Genomic DNA, 19296 nt, shown 5'->3' on the forward strand with positions numbered 1-19296 from the left:
GTTACCATTTACTTGTGGCACGTAAATCAGACTGTCTCGCATCGAGCCAAGATTCGCCCTGCTGACCACGTTCCTTTTTCCAAAATGTAGCTTGTGTCTTTAAGTAATCCATGATGAATTGACACGCGGCAAATGACGTTTCGCGGTGTTCACTATTCACTCCAACAAACACAATCTGTTGGTTAACTTCCAAATCCCCCACTCGATGGATAATATTAGCATCTTGGATCGGCCAACGTTGTTTGGCCTGCTCAACAATATCAGCCAGCTGCTTTTCGGTCATCCCGGGATAGTGCTCAAGATGCAAGCTGTCGACTTGCTCTCCAAGATTCATATCCCGCACTAAACCGACAAAAAACACAATCGAGCCGGTGTGGCAATTGGTTGCCAAACGTTGGTATTCGGCGCCTACATCGAAATCTTGTTGCTGAACTTTAATCATCTAACCACCTGTAACGGGAGGGAAAAATGCGACTTCGTCACCAGCATGTAAAGCCACATCGTGGTTTACATGCTGGTGATTAACGGCCATTAATAACGCTGGATCTTGCAATGCAGTCCAGCGAGAGCCTAGGCTCAAAAGCTGCTGTTTTAGTGTGGCAGTGTCGCCGCCATTGGTGAGTTCGATAGTCACCGCCGATTGGCCGAGCTGATCTTTTAAGCGAGCAAAAAATAACACCTTAATTAACATTTATTTTCCTCACGGCCACTCACTTGGAAAGAACCAGACTTACCGCCATGTTTTTCAAGTAATCGAATATCTTGAATGACAATATCCTTTTGAATCGCTTTACACATATCATAAATAGTTAATGCTGCAACGCTAGCAGCAGTTAAAGCTTCCATCTCGACCCCAGTTACGCCGCTTAATTTAACAGTACTTACAATCAAGATCTCTCGACGAGATGCATCTAGAGTTAAATCGACACTCACTTTGCTCAGCATCAAGGGGTGACAAAGCGGGATTAAATCGGAAGTTTTTTTAGCCGCTTGAATACCTGCAATACGAGCACAAGCAAAAACATCTCCTTTGTGCTGCTCTGCACCTAATAAATTATCAACCACCTGCTGGTTAACCAATACTAAAGCCTGAGCCTTGGCCACGCGGCTGGTCGCTATCTTATCAGAGACATCAACCATGATGGCTTCGCCAGAAGCATTAATATGACTAAATTTACTCATCAAAAATCACCTGATATGGGGCATAAAGTTACAAGGCTTGTGGGTACTATTAAGTTGTTCTAAAAGTATTTTTTGCCATGCGGTCTTACAGGCATTGGTTGACCCTGGGACACAAAAAATCACAGTCTTATTGGCAAAACCTGCTAAAGCACGACTTTGCACCGTAGATGTGCCTATTTCTTGATAAGAAATACTCCGGAACAATTCGCCAAAACCTTCAATGTCTTTATCAAATAATACGCTCATAGCTTCCGGAGTATTATCTCTAGCAGTAAAGCCTGTTCCGCCAGTGCTAATCACGCAATCAATCTCAGACGAAGCAATCCATTGGCTGACAATCGCGCGAATTTGATAAACATCGTCAATTACGATGTGCTTATCCGCTAACCGGTGTCCTGCTTGCTGAAGTGCCTCCGCAAGATATTGGCCGGAACTATCGGTAGCTTCATTACGGGTATCTGAAACCGTAAGTACCGCAATATTTAAGAATGTTTGTTGAACGGTAGCCAAATGGCTCATGAGTGTTCTCCATTGGTTTTTTGGGCCGCTTGCCATTGGTCAGGCGTATTAGTATTGACCATCACTGTTTGATATTCAGCGGGTAACTCAATGACGTTTGCACCAATCGCTGAACTAAAGGCAACAATTGAAGCGCGCTTGGGATCTTGTTCATCTAGCAGCGAGCGTAAGATCGATTCTGTTTGTTGATTCCGAACCACATAAAGTGGAAACATACTATTTTGGCAATAGGCACTCCGATTTGTTTGCTGAAAGCATGCCAATAATTGGCGGAGGACCACATCGGACAGTAATGGCATATCAACCGGTACAAATAAAAACGCTGGCGACTCCAACTGATTTAAACAACTATAAATACCTGACAAAGGGCCGCGGGAAATATCAATATCCACGATACACTGATAGCCCGGATATTGGCCGCTCACATATACTGCAGAGCCAAGCAGCCTTTGTAATTGTTCAACCTTGGTCTGCAATAGAGTTTTGCCCTGCCAGTGAAGAAGCGCTTTGTCGCGCCCCATCCTGCTAGATCGCCCGCCTGCAAGTACTACCCCGATAATTGCCTGCATAAATAACGACTCATCAATCCTTTTGTTGCATCGGCTTGCTCACCATAATAATGCCTATTTAGCGTAATGATTAAAAGTATTAATATAATATAAACTTATTGGTGTTTCTCTTGTTCGGCTCAGCGGCCAATTTAAGGGCCTTGGCTAAAGGGATAAACGGAAATAACGTGACTTCGACCTTCCCGATGACTCACAATGATACATCATCGTTAACAATTAACCGCCTATTGACGCTAAATGAGGCGTGGCGCCAGTATTACCATCATGAAGGAAGTGAGTCCCTTTTTTACTCAACAAGGCTTGTTCAATTCGTTGAGTTAAAGCGGCCTGCTGTAATGGGGAGTACAACAAATCACGCAGTTCAATCCCCTCTTCACCAAACAAACACAGATGCAGCCGCCCTTGAGAAGAGACGCGTAATCGATTGCACGTACTACAAAAATCTTTAGCATAGGGCATGATTAAACCAACCTTACCGGCGTAATCTGGATGGTAAAAAACCTCAGCAGGGCCGGCATTATGGGCTCTTATCTGCGCTTGCCATCCGCGAGACAGCAGTTGCTGTTTAAATCCCGTCCCAGCAATATGATGTTGTTCAAAATATTCGGGATTTGCCCCTATTTCCATCACTTCAATAAAGCGGACTTCGACCGGACGGTGTTTGATCCAGTTTAGATATTGTTCAAAGCCATGTTTTGCAAGCTGCTTAATCAACACCGCGTTCAATTTTATAGAGCGAAAACCTTGGTTGAGAGCCTCGTCAACCCCCGCCATAACTTTCACAAAGCTGTTGGTGCCAGTAATCGCAGCAAATTGACGCGGGTCCAAACTATCAACACTAATATTAATATGGTTTAAGCCGGCTTGTTTCCATTGCTTGGCATGTTTAGCTAATTTAAAACCATTGGTGGTCATCGCCAAGTGCTCAATTCCCTCGGTTTGGGAACAGATTTCGATCACTTCGACTAAGTCTTTGCGTAAGCTGGGTTCACCGCCAGTTAAACGGATCTTATTGGTGCCTAAGTCTGCAAAACAACGCGCGAGCAACGCGATCTCCGACAGCTTAAGTTCGCTTTTAGGCGTATCGCAATGATAGCCATCGGGAAGACAGTAGTTGCACTTAAAATTACAAACTTCGGTGAGCGAAAGCCGCAAATAGCTAAACTGTCGGGAAAATGAATCCGATAACATAAATCAACCTTTCCAAATGCGGGAGGCAAAGGCATTTCTGTCCTTTACCCTGCTTAGACTATTGCTAAGGGTCTAAACGCCATATCGTTATGACTTAGGTCGATTTAGACTTCGGTGATTGCTGAATGCTAAGCAATAAATCGCTGTTTGTTAAGTAATTTATTTCGAGTGATGGGTTTATGTAACATGCTTTTAGCATTAAGCTGGTGGAACTAAAAGGAATTTGGCTTGGAAATTTATCTCACCAGACCTTTGCTGTCGTTCGCTATAACTGAAAGTCAAATACGATAATGTCGTCTAATAAAGGTCTGAGTACTTGCTTAAGCGCAAGGTGCTCGGGATGAGGTAAATAGTTTTGTCGCCCAGCCTCGTCTGCAAAAGTCATCAGTACCGAATGCGTATATCCCTTATTTCGATACTCTGGGCTGTTGTTTACGCCCCATTCAACCGTAAGCACCCCAGTAACTTTTTGCGGCATCGCTTCAAATAAGGTTTGCAAGTGCTTAATCTGCGCCGTGTCTGCCGTGGCCAGGAACTTAATCAGCAATATATGCCGTATCATGATGTTCTCCTTCAAATGCCTATATCGGAGCGATAAACATTGAAATGATTCAACAATCTATCGCTCCGTTGAGCCATGCCGCTATAACCTAGAGGCTGAAACTAAGTCACTAATAAAAAGAATATTCAAATCAACCACCAGCCTATTTACGTTTAAATTGCTTATTGGTAAATCGGGTGGCGGCAAACTGGCTGTTTTTGGCACCTTTAAAACCACGATTACCGGCGCGACGACCATCACGACGACCTTCGGCAGGTACCAGATGGTGTAAGCCATTCCCAATTAACTTGGTTAAGCCCATGTTGGTTAAACCTTCCCGAATAATTGGCCAGTTCTTCTCATCATGATAACGCAGTAAAGCCTTATGCAAACGCCGCTGACGCCCTTTTTTAGCCACTGGAACTCGCTCGCTGCTATGGCTGATCTTGTGCAAAGGATTGCGCTCGGTATGATACATCGTGGTAGCATTGGCCAGCGGCGAAGGATAGAAATTTTGCACCTGATCTAAGCGAAACTTATTTTTCTTCAACCACAATGCAAGGGTGACCATGTCTTCATCTTTGGTTCCCGGATGAGCCGAAATAAAGTACGGGATAAGGTACTGCTTCTTCCCTGCTTCCTGTGAGTACTTATCAAATAACTCTTTAAATTTATAATAAGTTCCCATGCCCGGTTTCATCATCTTTGATAAGGGCCCTTCTTCGGTATGCTCAGGCGCAATTTTCAGATATCCACCCACATGGTGCAGTGCTAACTCTTTAATATAGCGCGGATCTTCAATAGCAATGTCGTACCGCACACCAGAAGCAATTAGGATTTTTTTGATCCCTTCAACCTTGCGAGCCCGCCGATATAGATCGATGGTCGGTTGGTGGTCGGTGTCCATATGATGGCAAATACTCGGATAAACGCAGGATAAGCGTCGACAAGTTTCTTCGGCCTTGGGGCTCTTGCAATTCAGCCGATACATGTTTGCTGTTGGTCCGCCTAAATCCGAAATAACCCCCGTAAAACCAGGAACTTGATCTCTGATCTGCTCGATCTCTTCAATGATCGAGTCTTCCGAGCGACTCTGAATAATTCGCCCTTCATGTTCGGTGATCGAACAGAAGGTACAGCCGCCGTAACAGCCCCGCATGATGTTGATGGAAAACTTAATCATGTCATAGGCTGGGATCTTCGCTTTGCCATAACTGGGATGTGGAATGCGTTGATAAGGCAGACCAAATACCCCGTCCATATCTTCAGTACTCAAAGGTAAAGCCGGTGGATTTAACCAGACAATCCGGTCGCCATGACGCTGCGCTAAAGCACGTGCACAACCGGGATTAGTTTCGAGGTGAAAAATACGCGAAGCATGAGCGTATAACACCGGGTTCACTTTCACCTGCTCGTAGGCCGGCAAGTTAATGTAAACTTCTTCCCAAGGCCGTTTCTTTTCCATCTGCACCACAATCGGCTTGGCTTGCTGTGGATCAATCGTTTCTACCGAATCATCTTGAGTAGAACAGCTTTCTTCAATCTCGGCATAAGGGCTAATAATCGGATCGATTTTACCGGGTTTATCCAAATGACTGGAATCTAAACCGCTCCAACCGGGCAGCGCTTGTTTACGAATAATCGCAGTACCACGCACATCGTTGAGCTCGGCGATAGCTTCGCCCTGACTCAAACGATAGGCCACTTCAACCAAGGGACGTTCGGCATTACCGTAAATCAATAGTTCAGCCTTGGCATCAAACAAAACCGAGCGACGCACTTTGTCAGACCAATAATCATAATGGGCAATTCGTCGTAAGCTGGCTTCAATACCACCTAAGATCACCGGCACATCTTTATAGGCTTCTTTACAGCGCTGTGAATACACAATTACCGCCCGATCGGGTCGTTTGCCACCTTCATTGTTTGGCGTGTAGGCATCGTCATGGCGTAATTTACGATCGGCTGTATAACGATTAATCATCGAGTCCATATTGCCGGCCGTCACCCCAAAAAACAGATTGGGTTTACCAAGGCGCATAAAATCATTTTTGTTGGTCCATTCGGGCTGCGCAATAATGCCGACCCGAAACCCCTTGGCTTCCAGCATTCGACCAATCACCGCCATACCAAAACTGGGGTGATCAACATAAGCATCGCCAGTCACGAGTATCACATCGCAACTATCCCAACCTAAAGCTTTCATCTCTTTGCGCGACATCGGCAAAAACGGCGCAGCCTTACGCTGACGATTCACGCAGCTTTCAGGTTTAAATAGGGTTTCAGCGGTGTGCATAGGCTTAAGGTCTCGAAAATGAAGGCCGCATATTATATACGTATTCACCAAGCTAAGGAAACGGATTAACACCAAATTAACAAACTAACTTTTTATCTGCCTGTTGGTTAGCTAGCTTAAACACTAAATAACAGCTAACATTTCTTTGTAATTTAAATAGTTAAGCAAAGCGAGAGGCCTTCGGCCCAAATTCACAATATATACCATTGGTGATAGCGCTTTTGGTTTAGATCAATCGTATGGCCAAACAGATTGCAACGCTTAGTAAAAAACGCTGCTTACCGAGCCTTAGGGAGATAACGACTGCTCGATGAAAAAAGCGCTTACTGGGCGATGTTCGCAGCCAACCCTTGGTCCTCAATTCAATTTATTTGGAAAAGAACAAGCACATGGACGCGACTAAATTTTTAGTAAAGTTAATCATCATGGCATTCGCTGGCCTGGTATTTTTTGGTTGTGCACAGCGTCCCGACCCCGCACTTATCGCCCAATACAAACAAGCGAGCTACGCACTAATTGCGCCAGATGAGCTGTCCAATAAACAAAGTATCATGCAACTTCAGAGCTACCAGCCGGGTAAAAATGGCATTGCGATATTACCTGATGGGGTGAGTGCGCTGGCCGCACGAATAGCCCTCATCGAAAAGGCTCAGTTATCGATAGATGCCCAATACTATATGATTAAGGAAGATCTAACGGGGGCAATTTTTCTGGGTCATTTGTTAAAAGCTGCGGAGCGAGGGGTACGGGTGCGCTTGCTCATGGACGACATTAACACCAATAACTACGACGATATGCTCAAAGCCATTACGATGCACCCGAATATCGAAGTGAGAATATTCAATCCCTTCTATAATCGACGCTTTCGCGTGACCAATATGCTGGGAGATTTTCAGCGTTTAAATAGCCGGATGCACAATAAATCATTAACCATCGATGGCTTGATCAGTGTGGTTGGTGGTCGAAATATTGGCGATGAGTATTTTAGCGCGCGGGATGACCTCGACTTTGCCGACATCGACGCCATGGCTTTTGGGCCGGTGGTTCAGCAGGTGAGCCAAGCCTTCGACTTGTACTGGAATGATCGACGTAGCTACCCGATGGAAGCCCTCAACCTTAAATCGGTCGACCAAGATGCCCAATTACGACGTTTAGAACAACAATTATTCAGCCAAAGCCTTAAGCCGCTGCTACAGGCGCATACTCGCTATCAACAGCTAATTAGCAACCATTCTTTACGCGATGTACTGTATTGGTGTGACGCTGAATTATTCGTCGACCATCCCGATAAAAACCCCGATTTTGCGCAAGATGTTGCTAGCAATCTGGCACAAGTATTGGGTCGGGCTAAACAAACTATCCTGCTTAGTTCGCCATATTTTGTACCCGGAGTAGCAGGTAGCCAAGGTTTGTCCGCTATAGCCAAAAGCGGCGTAGATGTGAGTGTGATTACCAATTCTTTAGCCGCAACCGATGTCGCAGCGGTGCATGCCGGATATAAAAACTACCGCCAGCAACTGCTGGAAGCAAACGTGTTTATTTATGAAATAAAACCCGATGCAAAGCAACGTCAACGGCTTGCTTTTTTCGGTAAGGGGGCCTCTCGAGCCAGCTTACATAGCAAGTTGTTTGTTATCGATCAGGAAAAATTATTTATCGGCTCCTTTAATTGGGATCCTCGCTCCATCAATTTAAACACCGAAATGGGCTTGTTACTAAGCTGCCCTAATTTGGCGGACAAGGTCACCCAACAAATACGTGATAATCTGGATTATAAAAGTTATCAAGTTCAGCTCGATAGTAATCATCGGCTACGCTGGCGCGAAAAATTACGCAATCAAACCGAGATTATTTACAGCCAAGAACCGAAAGCCACCCTATGGCGGAAATTTCAAGCCTGGTTGGTGGGTTTGTTGCCACTGGAAGATCAACTGTAATCGCTCGCAAACGAGCCATATTGGATAATTATTTGCGGGGTGAATAGTGATGTTACGACGATAAATACTGTCGCTCGCGAGGCACGCCTCGCAACAAGCTGGTTATTGTTGAGCCACCAGCTTGCGCGACACTTTAAGCCGCTTCGTCTTAGTGGTGGTGACCACAACCGCCAGCCGCATGAACGTGCCCATGGGCCAGTTCTTCTTCGGTGGCCTTACGCGTTTCAACCACTTCGATACTAAACGCTAAATCAATACCAGATAAAGGATGGTTACCATCAACAATGACTTCATCATCTTCGATACCAATAATAATCACCGATTGCTCACCTTCATCGGTCGTAGCTCGGAACTGCATGCCAACTTCCACTTCAACTTCGCCGAACATTGATTTAGGCACGGCTTGCACAAGGTTATCATTACGCTCACCATAACCGTCTGCGGCAGCGATCTCTGCGTCAAACTTATCGCCAACTTTTTTACCAAGTAGCGCGTTTTCTAGACCTGGTACGAGTTGACCTTGACCAACAATCACTGCCAGTGGTTCTTTACCTTCAGAGGTGTCTAATTGCTCACCGTTTGCATGTACCGTGTATTCGATTATGGCAACATCGTCTTTTGCGATAGTCATCAATGATTCCTCAATTTATGGGTTGTGGCGATGCCACGAAACCGCCAATTCTAAAGCTTTGGCTTACAAAATGCCACGCTAACGGCTTAATCCGTACTTCCAGTTGCGATAATCAAGCTATAAACCCTTGTAGTACTGCTTAATTTGAGTCGGGCTTATATGGCTATGTAATGTTTGATCTGCGTTTGGCTCTGCATTTAATAAACTGACAAACTCGGCGATTAAAGCTTGCTTAGTAAGGTGCGCCGCTATCCTTGTCTGATTTTTCACATCTCTAAGATCAACTAAGACGTCGCTAAATATGCCAGGCAATTTTGTTAAGATCTCACTGTTTAAGAAATGTTGCTGACTATACAAACTATTATGCTCACCAGCCTTTTTACTAATCACATATTCAGCGTCTTTCAAATTAATAATCGAGCTTGTTTTTACGCACTTACGTAAACACTTATGATCAACTTGAGTTTTCTTACAACCAACCACTTGCTGAAATAAACACTGACGGCTGGTCAACATCTTGATTGGATGGTAAATGCTGTAAAAGCAACGAAAGCCTTGCGGTGCTTTTAATTGGCGCATTTGTCCGGCATTAAGTTCGTTACTCACAAATGCGCCAACGCAGCCCCCCTGCTGTTGAAGGGCCTGCATCGCCCATGAATTTGCTGTATTCAACTGTGGCCCGGCAATCCAGTTGAGCCCTAATTGTTGTGCCAAAGCGCCGATCCCACTATTGTTGGTCACCAACAGTTTCGGTTGAACCACCCTTAAAAACTCCCCCGCAGCTTGGTAATGCTCACCGATTAAGATTGCAGGAAACCAGGCCTTAAGCCTTGGTTTAGCTTGGAATAATGCAATGCTGTCATCAAGAGAATCAGCGAAGGCATTTGGTAAGTGCCAATATAAATCTACCTCTTCTATTTCAGCCAACTCAAGATCATTATGATCATCAACCAAAACCGCAAGTCGAGGCACAGTTATTGGTTTGTCGGCGCTTGCCACAACGGAACAACTCAATGCAGATGGATCAAGCACTTTTACCTTTGGCGGCTGCCGAAGTACCAATTGATCAAACTGTTGCTTGAGCGCAAATAACGATTTGACCGAAATAGCCAACCCAAGGGAAACTTCGCTCACATCAAGCGCTGCTAGGCAATAGCCCCGATTGTTGATAGTAAATAAATCTTGCAGTCGTTGGGTCGACAAACCCTGTGAGTTAGCTGTCTGCAAATTTTCTTCGCTGCAGAGAATAAATTGTTGCGAGCCGCAGTGAGCGATTAATTTGAGTGGTTGAGCAAGCTTAGCAATCAGCTTAATTTTTACCGGGATTTGGCTGATGCTTAAGCGGTCAATCACCTGCTGCATGTTTGCAATGAGCGCGCTATTATCATCATATAGCGACTGTTTTAACACTTGCCGTGCCGACTCGCTCAGTGCAGATTGTTGCTGAGAAAAATGTTGTAGTGCATGATTCCGAGAGTTATCAATATACATCTGTTGGCTAAGCTTGCCCTTTAAATAACCGTTACTAAAATCACGATTAAACACCTTATACAAAGGCGTGCTGTCGCTTAACAACGGCTGACTCTGATAGTAGCGGTCTAACTGCTGGCGCCATTGTCCAACGACTGTGTATACGTAATGCGCTTGTTTCATGCGCCCTTCCACTTTTAAGGAATAAACACCAGCATCGGCCAAAGCCTGAAGATCATGAAAAGCAGAATTATCTTTTAGGTTTAACGGAAAGTCTTTGCCCATTTGGGTAGTTTGGTATTGATCGCGACAAGGCTGACTACAGCGGCCGCGATTTCCAGAACAACCGTTACGTACCGAACTGATGTAACATAGTCCGGAAAAGCCAATGCAATAGGAACCATGTACAAATACTTCCATCAGTACATTGTGTTGATGTCCGTAGTCTGCCAATAATTTAATTTCTTCAATATTGAGTTCTCGAGCAAGATTTACACGACTCACCCCAAGTTTGTTCAACAAACTAATTTGCCCAATGTTATGGGTATTTAGTTGGGTTGAAGCATGCGCGTCCAGGCTGGGAAAATGTTGCTTAACCATATGCAACAAGCCCAAGTCTTGCGCGATAATGCCGTCAATCGCGATGTTCACCAAACGATTGAGTAAGCGAGTCATCGTAGGCAGTTCGCTCTCTAATAAAATAATATTTAGTGCGACAAAAATTTTACAATTTTGCTGATGTGCCAAAATGCACAGATCATCAAGCTGATCCAGTGAGATGTTGCTTGCTCGACTCCGAGCATTGAACTTCTCCAAGCCTAAATAAACCGCATCGGCCCCAGCTGCGATAGCAGCCTTTACCGAGCCAAGATCTCCTCCAGGAGCCAACAATTCAAACTGAGATTTCATAAGCACAAACTTTACACGACTCGTCAGGATCAAAGCCGTGCATTCTACCGATTGCTCAGCGCAAAGGGATAACTAAGCGCCACAAGTTTAATTTGAATCAAATAAAATTTTAATTAATAAAAACATGATTAATACTGAACCTAGTCCCAAGCACTCCCCACTTCCTGCAAAAATAATCGCTTAAAATAAGCCAGCCTTGAGCATGATTAATCCAAAACCAATTTGCAAATGATAATCATTATCATCTATAGTAGTGTGGTTATTTACCTAAAAGGAAACAGTCATGGCACTTCGGTTTTGGCTCACGAGTTCAATTTTGTTGTTTGCAATTGGTGTTCCTTACACCGCACACGCTAAGTTCAAAGTTGTCACCACTTTCACCATTATTCAAGACATTGCTCAGAACGTCGCCGGAACAAATGCAGATGTGCTATCGATAACCAAAGCGGGCGCAGAAATTCACGATTATCAACCAACACCCAAAGACATAGTTAAAGCACAAGCGGCCGATCTTATTTTGTGGAATGGCTTAAACCTTGAGCGTTGGTTTAAACAGTTTTTTAGTAACATGCCTACAAAGCCGTCAGTGGTGGTTACAGAGGGGATCGAACCGATCTCTATTTATGCAGGTCCCTATCAAGGAAAGCCCAATCCACACGCATGGATGTCGACCCAAAATGCATTGATATACATTGAAAATATCCGCAAAGCCTTGGTGAAATATGATCCCCAAAATGCTGCCAGTTATAACCGTAACGCTAAGAATTACGCCCTACAGATCAGCCAGCTAGAACAAACAATCAAACAGAGTTTTACAACTCTTCCGGTAAGCCAAAAATGGTTAGCCACCAGCGAAGGCGCGTTTAGCTACCTAGCAAGAGATTTAGCGTTCAATGAAACCTATTTATGGCCAATCAATGCCGATAGACAGGGAACTCCCAAACAAGTAAAACGATTAATCGAAACCATTAGGCAACACCACATCCCGGTGATATTTAGCGAAAGTACTATTTCGGACCGAGCAGCCAAGCAAGTGGCCCGCGAAACCGGGATCCACTACGGCGGAGTACTTTATGTGGATTCACTGTCTGAAAAAGGCGGCCCGGTTGCAAATTATATCGATTTATTACGCGTGACCACCAGCACCATTAAACGGGGGTTTGATTTATGAGTAAAGCTGTCAGCATTCAGGCCCAAGAGGTCAGCGTGATTTACAATAATGGGTTTACCGCAATCCAAGATGTGAGCTTTGATTTATCTGGGGGAACCATATGCGCTTTAGTTGGGGTCAATGGTGGCGGTAAGTCCACGCTATTTAAAAGCATAATGGGCTTGGTAAAATTAACCAGCGGCAAAATACTTTTATCCGGTATGTCCACCCAACAAGCCTTAAAAAGTAACTTAGTCTCCTATGTGCCACAATCCGAAGACATTGATTGGGATTTTCCAATTTTGGTTAAAGATGTGGTGATGCAAGGGCGCTATGGGTATATGGGCTGGTTAAAACGACCCACAAAAAAAGACCATGCAATTGTCGACCAAGCGATGCAGCGAATGGGCATTGCTGAATTAGCCACCCGACAGATCGGCGAGTTGTCAGGCGGCCAAAAGAAACGCGTGTTTTTAGCTCGGGCATTGAGCCAGCAAAGCCGCATCATGCTGCTTGATGAACCATTTACCGGCGTCGATTTCAATACCGAAAATGCAATTATGGATTTACTTAAGTCTCTAAAAAAGCAAGGCTATTTGATTCTCGTATCGACCCATAACTTAGGTAACGTGGCCGACTATTGTAATGATGTGATATTGATCAATCGCAGTGTGGTCGCAACGGGTACGGTAGAAACTACCTTTACCCAACAAAACCTTGCTGCAACCTTCGGTGGCGTGCTCAAACAGATGGGTATTTCTGGTTCAGACCTGCATAAGGACGACGACCAACGTACCGTAACGATTATTTCTGACCATGAAAAACCAGCGGTATTTTATGGGAGTAAAACCGAACACAGCCAACTGTTAACAGAAACCAGCAGGCAAGATTATGATTGAGTATTTGTTGGAACCTTTCAGTTATCAATATATGAATAATGCACTACTCGCAGGTGCATTAGTGGGCTCAGTCTGCGCATTTTTATCCACTTACTTGGTGCTGAAGGGCTGGTCGCTAATTGGTGATGCCCTATCCCACTCTGTCGTGCCAGGTGTTGCGGTGGCTTACACTCTTCACCTGCCGCTTGCTGTGGGCGCATTTTTTGCTGGTTTCTTAGCCGCTGGCAGTATGGCGATCATTAAACAGCTTTCCCATCTAAAAGAAGACGCCATTATTGGTTTAGTGTTCACCAGTTTCTTCGCCTTAGGCTTGTTAATTATTTCGCTAAATCCAACCTCAATTAATATTCAAGCGGTGATCTTTGGCAACATCTTAATGATTACCCAGAGCGAGCTACTGCAAATACTCATTATTTCCGTCTCAACCTTTGTCATTATCGGCTTGTTTTGGAAACCCTTATTATTAGTTTTTTTTGATGAAAACCAAGCGGCCACCACCGGTATCTCTGCCCGTGGATTCAAACTGCTATTTTTTGTTCTGTTAAGTGCTTGCACCGTTGCCTCTTTACAGGCTGTTGGCGCGCTACTGGTGATCGCCATGGTGATCATCCCTGGCGCCTCCGCCTATCTCTTGAGCGATAGATTTGGAGTAATGCTGATTATTTCTACGCTGTTTGGTCTGGTCACCAGTTTAGTTGGAGTGTACCTCAGTTATTTTTGGGATACCTCCACTGGCGGCTTAATCGTGTTGAGTCAAGTGAGCATTTTTGCCACAGCGTTATTGTTCGCCCCCAAGTACGGACTGCTCAACAGCCATCACCGACAAGCTCGGTCGCTAAACAAATTACTGTCAGGAATTAAACATGCTTAATATGCTGATAGAGCCACTGCAATATCAATTCATGCAGCACGCCTTATTCACCGGGCTGGTCGTCAGCCTGGTTTGTGCTTTGCTTTCTTGTTTCTTAGTTCTGAAGGGCTGGGCGTTAATGGGAGATGCAATATCTCACGCAGTACTCCCCGGCGTAGTGATAGCCTATTGCTTAAGCATTCCACTTTTAATCGGCGCATTCATCTCTGGCTTTAGTTGCGCCCTATTAACTGGTTATATAAAACAACGCAGTCGAATCAAAGAAGATACTGTGATGGGGGTTGTCTTCTCCAGTATGTTTGCCCTTGGCTTAGTCCTATTTACCCAAGTAGAAACAGACCAACACCTAATGCATGTATTATTTGGCAATATCTTAGGCATATCAAAAAACCTGATGCTACAAACCATCACCATTTGTTCAGTGGTATTGCTGTGTACGCTCTGGTTCCGTAAAGATTTAAAATTATATTGTTTTGACAAAAGTCATGCTCGGGTGGTCGGCTTAAATACTAACTTTCTTTATTACTTATTGTTGGTTCTTATGGCGATGACCACGGTGGCAGCCATTCAAGTGGTTGGCATTGTATTGGTGGTTGCGATGTTGGTTGGACCCGGGGTGATTGCATTAATTCTTAGCAAACGCTTTGAACAAATGCTAATCATCGCTTGTCTGGTTGCGAGCTGTTCGACTTTTATGGGAGTCTTAATTAGCTACCATATTGATGGTTCAACTAGCGCCTGTATCGTCTTGTTTCAAGCGCTCGTGTTCATCTGTGCTTTTAGCTACAAGAGCCTGTATAACAAAGGCAAGCGACGCGCGGCGAAACTAGCCTCGCAGCCAAAAACCGTACTTTCATCGACTCAGCCCTAAACACGCCCATGGTGTCAGCGCTTTGCTGGCACCGACTTATTCATCAAACTGGCGATTGCGACTATGCTGCAACACCTGATACATATAGAGAACAATGGCTAAGTTAAGCAGTAGCACCACCACACTTAAAAGGTTCTGTTGGGTCAACAGCTCATAGATTTCAAAGGGAAGGTAAATCGCACCACTTAGTAAAGCGAACCATTCGGTCCACACAAAGCCATGCCATAAACCATAGGCTTCGATAAATCGAACCATGGTATAAACCAGCGAGCCAATTAAAACCAGATACAAGTTTTGTTCAGTCACTAAACTTGCGTCATGTAATAAAATACTCGCGAAGTGACTTGCAGGGTTAAAATGCAAATGTTCTAACAGCCTTAATAAAACCTGCTGTAAATTTTCACCCGCCAGTTGAAATAGTCCTAAAGCCACAATGAACGACAAGCCCCCCTTGCAGGCTTCTAACATTGCCACGGCTCGTAAGCCTTTCTTTATTTTTAGCATAACGACTCTTTCATGGCAGGGGCTGATGAATTTGCCTTCTTAGCAGCATACGACAGAAGACGAATTGAGCACAGCGCCAGCTGCGGGCTTCAACTTCGCGGTGATATTCACGCAGCAGCTTAGCACTCAAAGTAAATACCTCGCAACTACCTTTGAACAAACACCACCGAAGGTCTGCGTTGCTCAACGCGGCACCTTAAAATGCTTCACCAGTATTCATCGTGGCACGGCACTCTGCAAACGCCTAAACCTCACTGTCAAATTTCAATGATTGACATTAACTATTAGTATTTCCTCAAGCTTATCCCCTAAGAACGACTATATTGATCAATTAAGCTCTGTCGCTTATGTCTTACTATATAAAGCATAAAATAATCGGATTAAAGAGCGCGTGCTAAATGTAAGCCAATCGCGCGCTCACTTTTGGAGTCAATGGATATGTTTTTTAGAAAAAGGATTTTCGCTAAACAAGAGCAAACCGAGGTGTCGGTGAGCATCACCCGCGCCATAAACAGTCAGCAACTCAAACTCGCAGAATTGAAAGATTTTGAGTTAGAGGGAGGCACTGCATTGGTACTCGCTTTTGTATCACCCCACTGCAATTTTGCAGAAGTGAACCGACAGCTGAAAACAGCGCTGCCTTTTGCCGATCATATTATTGCGGTGATGACAGCCGGTGAGTTAGGCGGCGGACGTACAAAACTGTATCATGAGACCCCGCAAACTTGGGATGGGATGGTATTGCATGCATTCTCACGTAAAATATTAAGCGATGTATCGATCCACCGTATTACACTCAAGGCCACAAGTGCGCATGCCACCGATGATAGTGCCGAACGTCGAATTAAGCATATCCTCGGCGAACTGAAAGCGATTCAGTTACCCTTTCAAGTGGAAAGTCGAGACACCCTTGCCCTCACCTATTTTGATGGCTTAGCTGGCAGCGAAGACTTTTTCACCCAAGCCCTTTATCGCAGCCAACGTTTCCCCTTAGTGCCGAACGTCGAATTAAGCATATCCTCGGCGAACTGAAAGCGATTCAGTTACCCTTTCAAGTGGAAAGTCGAGACACCCTTGCCCTCACCTATTTTGATGGCTTAGCTGGCAGCGAAGACTTTTTCACCCAAGCCCTTTATCGCAGCCAACGTTTCCCCTGTTACTTCATTGGTGGCAGCGCTGGCGGAAAACTGGACTTCAAACAAGCCGAAGTCGGTTTAGATGGCCAGGTACTCAGCGAGCAAGCAATTGTTGGTTTTTGTAAAGTTGCCCCCGCTTATCGTTACGGCATCATGAAGAGTCACAACTTTGAAGCCACGGGTCATGGCTTCGACGTGGCCGAATTCGACCCATTTACTCGCGTATTACATTCGGTGTTAGACGACAAGATGCAACTCCGCAGCCCGGTCGATTGCCTCAGTGAGCATTTTCATTGCAGCGCAGAGCAAGTCGAGCAGCAACTCAATAAACACTCCTTTGGTATTCAGATCAACAAGGAATTATTTATTCGCTCGGTTGCGGCAATCAACGCGGATGGTAGCATTCGTTTCTTTAGTGATTTTAGTTTTGGCGACCGTTTATTATTGGTCAAAGCAAAAGACTTTAACCAATCGACTCAGCGTGACTATCAGCAATTTATGCGGGGTAAACCTAACAAGCCGCTGGCGATGATCGCCAACGACTGTATTTTACGACGGCTCAACAATGGCTCCAGTCTAAATCAAGCCAATAGTTTTGATGGGATCTGCCTATCGGGATTTTCCACTTTTGGTGAGTTTTTAGGCTTACACCAAAATCAAACCATTACCGCCGTTGCTTTCTTCAAAGTAGATGACCATAGCCAGTTTAGTGACGAATATGCCGACAACTACCCCTTTTATTTAGCGTCTTTTAACAATTATTACTTACGCTCGAAATTGGTGAGTACCCAGAAGATAAATACTTTGCAAGCCGATGTAATTCAGCACATGAGTAAAATTCACCCCTTGTTACAATCGGCAACCGCACAACTGCAGCAGGGCTCGAGCCAAACTGCAGACTCCGCCCAACAGCTGCGAACTTTAGGCGAACAATTTGCTACGTTTATTCATCAACAGAGCCAACGCCAAGAATTGATGGAAGGTGTAAGCACCCTTAAAAATAACGCCGATAAAATCGTTAACATTATTCAATCAATCAGCGGGATTGCCGATCAAACTAACCTACTGGCACTAAATGCAGCCATCGAAGCGGCACGTGCCGGAGAAGCAGGCCGCGGATTTGCGGTAGTGGCCGATGAAGTACGTCAATTATCCAAACGTACCCAAACCAGCGTTCATGAAACTGGCGAGACGATTAAAGAAGTAACCCAGTCGATTAACCATATCACCCATGGGATAGACAGTATCGACACCGTTTTAAGTGATATAGAGCTTGGTTCTCAATCTTTTAGCAACGAACTGACAACGCTTTCAGATAACTCGCAAAATGCGGCCTTAAGCGCCGAACGAGATATCCAGCAGGCGCAAGATGCTCAGCAAAGCATTACTTTAATCGAAGAAGAAAGTCAGCTGATCGATCAACTCAGCCAAATCGCCATCCGGCAGAGAAAGTAAGTAATACTGATCTGATTCATTATATGATCAACTTATTGCACAAAATAAATCTGCTAATAACCCGGCATGAAGAGCAGTAATGAGCGGCTCTAATGGCAAGATACATAACTTAGTTAGTGGTGGTTTACAGCCACGAGCAACAAATAATGAGTTAGAACAGTATAAAAGCCCAAGCGTCTGAAGCAAAAACGTTTGGGCTTTGTTCCACGATTATGCTTATAAACTACGTTAACTAATAACTGGGACTTCAAAACCAGATTGGCTTCTAATATCGAGATATAGTCAGCTAACGACTAACATTGCTGCGCCCACATGCTTCAAGATATCAACTACGCCAATTGCACACTCAGCATCGATTCCAGAGGAGGCTATGCTCTTCACTTTCTGGTGAATAAGCAACACATCCTGATGCCGGTTCTCGAGGGGGCAGGTTGCGGGGGTTTATTTCCAATGGCTCCAATTGCTAACCGAGTCACTGGCAATACAATTCCCTGGCGTGGACAAAACCTATCCTTACCAAATGTCGAGTGGGACGAGCTGTTTTTTTTACATGGAGATGCCTGGAAGAAACCATGGCGCGTCCTCAACAAAAATAAAAGCACCATTCAATTAGTTTTAGAGTCGCATATTAGCCCGCAAATTGATTATTTAGCGATGCTTAGCTATCAATTATCCGAGTCATCCTTAGCGGTGACGCTTCGGGTGACAAATCAATCTGCAAATGCGTTCCCATTTAATATCGGTCTTCACCCATTTTTCTCCGCCAATGATAAAACTGAACTGTGTTTGTTGCATCAAGGATATTGGCCTGAGGGTGAGCATCACCTCCCCATGGCTTACCAAGAACGCGTCGCAACACAATATGATTTCAGAACAAAAAAAGCGTTGTTGAAAGGATGGTTGAATCACTGTTATAGAGTCTCAGCCCCGGCAACAACCCTGTTTCGTCCGGATCTCGGTTATCGTATCGTGATTACCTATAACACCCACTATATAACACTGTATCAACCTTCAATAAGCGATGGCTATATCTGTATCGAGCCACAGGCTTACCCCATCGATGCTCACCATCAGATCATAATGCCAGAAATAGAGCCCAAAGCCTGCCAGGAGGTTAAAATGACCATCAAGGTATTGCCACTCTAGGGCCATGTTGAGCTTTTGG

Annotated in this window: 19 protein-coding genes and 1 riboswitch; of the genes, 8 read left to right on the top strand and 11 right to left on the bottom strand. The window is 44.7% G+C overall.

Annotated features, from left to right (window positions below; translation table 11 throughout):
* Position 1 precedes the first annotated feature (1 nt).
* The 8 genes from moaE to ACRRS1_RS11640 all read right to left on the bottom strand — a co-directional run bounded on the left by moaE (position 2) and on the right by ACRRS1_RS11640 (position 6298).
* The gene (gene moaE, locus ACRRS1_RS11605) at positions 2-442 is read right to left on the bottom strand and encodes a molybdopterin synthase catalytic subunit MoaE (protein ID WP_432453021.1); all 441 of its coding nucleotides are present in this window, start codon (positions 440-442) and stop codon (positions 2-4) included.
* Positions 443-691, bottom strand: a complete 249-nt coding sequence (moaD, locus tag ACRRS1_RS11610) for a molybdopterin converting factor subunit 1 (RefSeq protein WP_432453020.1) — start codon at positions 689-691, stop codon at positions 443-445.
* Positions 685-1185 (bottom strand): cyclic pyranopterin monophosphate synthase MoaC, encoded by a 501-nt coding sequence (gene moaC, locus ACRRS1_RS11615; protein ID WP_432467796.1) that lies wholly within the window; start codon positions 1183-1185, stop codon positions 685-687. Before moaC ends, moaD begins: the two co-directional genes overlap by 7 nt.
* Positions 1186-1188: 3 nt before the next feature.
* Positions 1189-1701, bottom strand: coding sequence for a molybdenum cofactor biosynthesis protein B (gene moaB / locus ACRRS1_RS11620; protein WP_432467795.1), 513 nt, complete (start codon positions 1699-1701; stop codon positions 1189-1191).
* On the bottom strand, positions 1698-2270 hold the full coding sequence (mobA, locus tag ACRRS1_RS11625) for a molybdenum cofactor guanylyltransferase (protein WP_432453017.1): 573 nt from the start codon (positions 2268-2270) through the stop codon (positions 1698-1700). Before mobA ends, moaB begins: the two co-directional genes overlap by 4 nt.
* Positions 2271-2486: 216 nt before the next feature.
* Entirely contained in the window at positions 2487-3461 is a 975-nt protein-coding gene (gene moaA / locus ACRRS1_RS11630) for a GTP 3',8-cyclase MoaA (RefSeq protein ID WP_432467794.1), read from the bottom strand.
* A riboswitch (molybdenum cofactor riboswitch) is annotated at positions 3450-3590 on the bottom strand. (Overlaps the previous gene by 12 nt.)
* Before the next feature lie 136 nt (positions 3591-3726).
* Positions 3727-4023: a Dabb family protein gene (locus ACRRS1_RS11635; protein ID WP_432467793.1), complete on the bottom strand. Its 297-nt coding sequence runs from the start codon at positions 4021-4023 to the stop codon at positions 3727-3729.
* Positions 4024-4165: 142 nt separating this feature from the next.
* Positions 4166-6298 carry a YgiQ family radical SAM protein gene (locus tag ACRRS1_RS11640; RefSeq protein WP_432453014.1) on the bottom strand — a complete coding sequence of 711 codons (2133 nt, stop codon included), beginning with the start codon at positions 6296-6298 and terminating at the stop codon, positions 4166-4168.
* A gap of 389 nt (positions 6299-6687) precedes the next feature.
* Between ACRRS1_RS11640 and ACRRS1_RS11645 the strand changes: the two genes are divergently transcribed.
* Positions 6688-8235, top strand: a complete 1548-nt coding sequence (locus ACRRS1_RS11645) for a phospholipase D family protein (protein WP_432463152.1) — start codon at positions 6688-6690, stop codon at positions 8233-8235.
* Between the two features lie 148 nt (positions 8236-8383).
* On the opposite strand, the gene ACRRS1_RS11650 is transcribed toward ACRRS1_RS11645, so the two are convergent.
* A complete protein-coding gene (locus ACRRS1_RS11650) occupies positions 8384-8866 on the bottom strand; it encodes an FKBP-type peptidyl-prolyl cis-trans isomerase (protein ID WP_432453012.1) in 483 nt (160 codons plus the stop codon).
* 117 nt (positions 8867-8983) lie between these two features.
* Complete coding sequence (locus tag ACRRS1_RS11655; RefSeq protein WP_432467791.1) at positions 8984-11245, bottom strand: peptidase U32 family protein; 2262 nt, start codon at positions 11243-11245, stop codon at positions 8984-8986.
* 283 nt (positions 11246-11528) lie between these two features.
* Between ACRRS1_RS11655 and ACRRS1_RS11660 the strand changes: the two genes are divergently transcribed.
* The 4 genes from ACRRS1_RS11660 to ACRRS1_RS11675 are packed head-to-tail and all read left to right on the top strand — an operon-like array spanning position 11529 to position 15036.
* Complete coding sequence (locus ACRRS1_RS11660) at positions 11529-12416, top strand: metal ABC transporter substrate-binding protein (protein WP_432463150.1); 888 nt, start codon at positions 11529-11531, stop codon at positions 12414-12416.
* A complete protein-coding gene (locus ACRRS1_RS11665; protein WP_432453009.1) occupies positions 12413-13294 on the top strand; it encodes a metal ABC transporter ATP-binding protein in 882 nt (293 codons plus the stop codon). Before ACRRS1_RS11660 ends, ACRRS1_RS11665 begins: the two co-directional genes overlap by 4 nt.
* Positions 13287-14165: a metal ABC transporter permease gene (locus ACRRS1_RS11670; RefSeq protein ID WP_432467790.1), complete on the top strand. Its 879-nt coding sequence runs from the start codon at positions 13287-13289 to the stop codon at positions 14163-14165. Before ACRRS1_RS11665 ends, ACRRS1_RS11670 begins: the two co-directional genes overlap by 8 nt.
* A complete protein-coding gene (locus tag ACRRS1_RS11675; protein WP_432463147.1) occupies positions 14158-15036 on the top strand; it encodes a metal ABC transporter permease in 879 nt (292 codons plus the stop codon). The genes ACRRS1_RS11670 and ACRRS1_RS11675 overlap by 8 nt, the downstream gene beginning before the upstream one ends.
* 36 nt (positions 15037-15072) lie before the next feature.
* Here ACRRS1_RS11675 and ACRRS1_RS11680 read toward each other — a convergent pair whose 3' ends face one another.
* Complete coding sequence (locus tag ACRRS1_RS11680; protein WP_432453006.1) at positions 15073-15540, bottom strand: DUF2127 domain-containing protein; 468 nt, start codon at positions 15538-15540, stop codon at positions 15073-15075.
* Positions 15541-15978: 438 nt separating this feature from the next.
* Between ACRRS1_RS11680 and ACRRS1_RS11685 the strand changes: the two genes are divergently transcribed.
* From ACRRS1_RS11685 to ACRRS1_RS11695, 3 genes are all read left to right on the top strand, one after another.
* On the top strand, positions 15979-16572 hold the full coding sequence (locus tag ACRRS1_RS11685) for an FIST N-terminal domain-containing protein (RefSeq protein WP_432467789.1): 594 nt from the start codon (positions 15979-15981) through the stop codon (positions 16570-16572).
* Between the two features lie 23 nt (positions 16573-16595).
* Positions 16596-18131, top strand: a complete 1536-nt coding sequence (locus ACRRS1_RS11690) for a methyl-accepting chemotaxis protein (RefSeq protein WP_432467788.1) — start codon at positions 16596-16598, stop codon at positions 18129-18131.
* 312 nt (positions 18132-18443) lie between these two features.
* Positions 18444-19277: a hypothetical protein gene (locus ACRRS1_RS11695; RefSeq protein WP_432467787.1), complete on the top strand. Its 834-nt coding sequence runs from the start codon at positions 18444-18446 to the stop codon at positions 19275-19277.
* Positions 19278-19296 lie beyond the last annotated feature (19 nt).

The organism is Agarivorans sp. Z349TD_8 (assembly GCF_050870825.2).
GTDB lineage: Bacteria > Pseudomonadota > Gammaproteobacteria > Enterobacterales > Celerinatantimonadaceae > Agarivorans.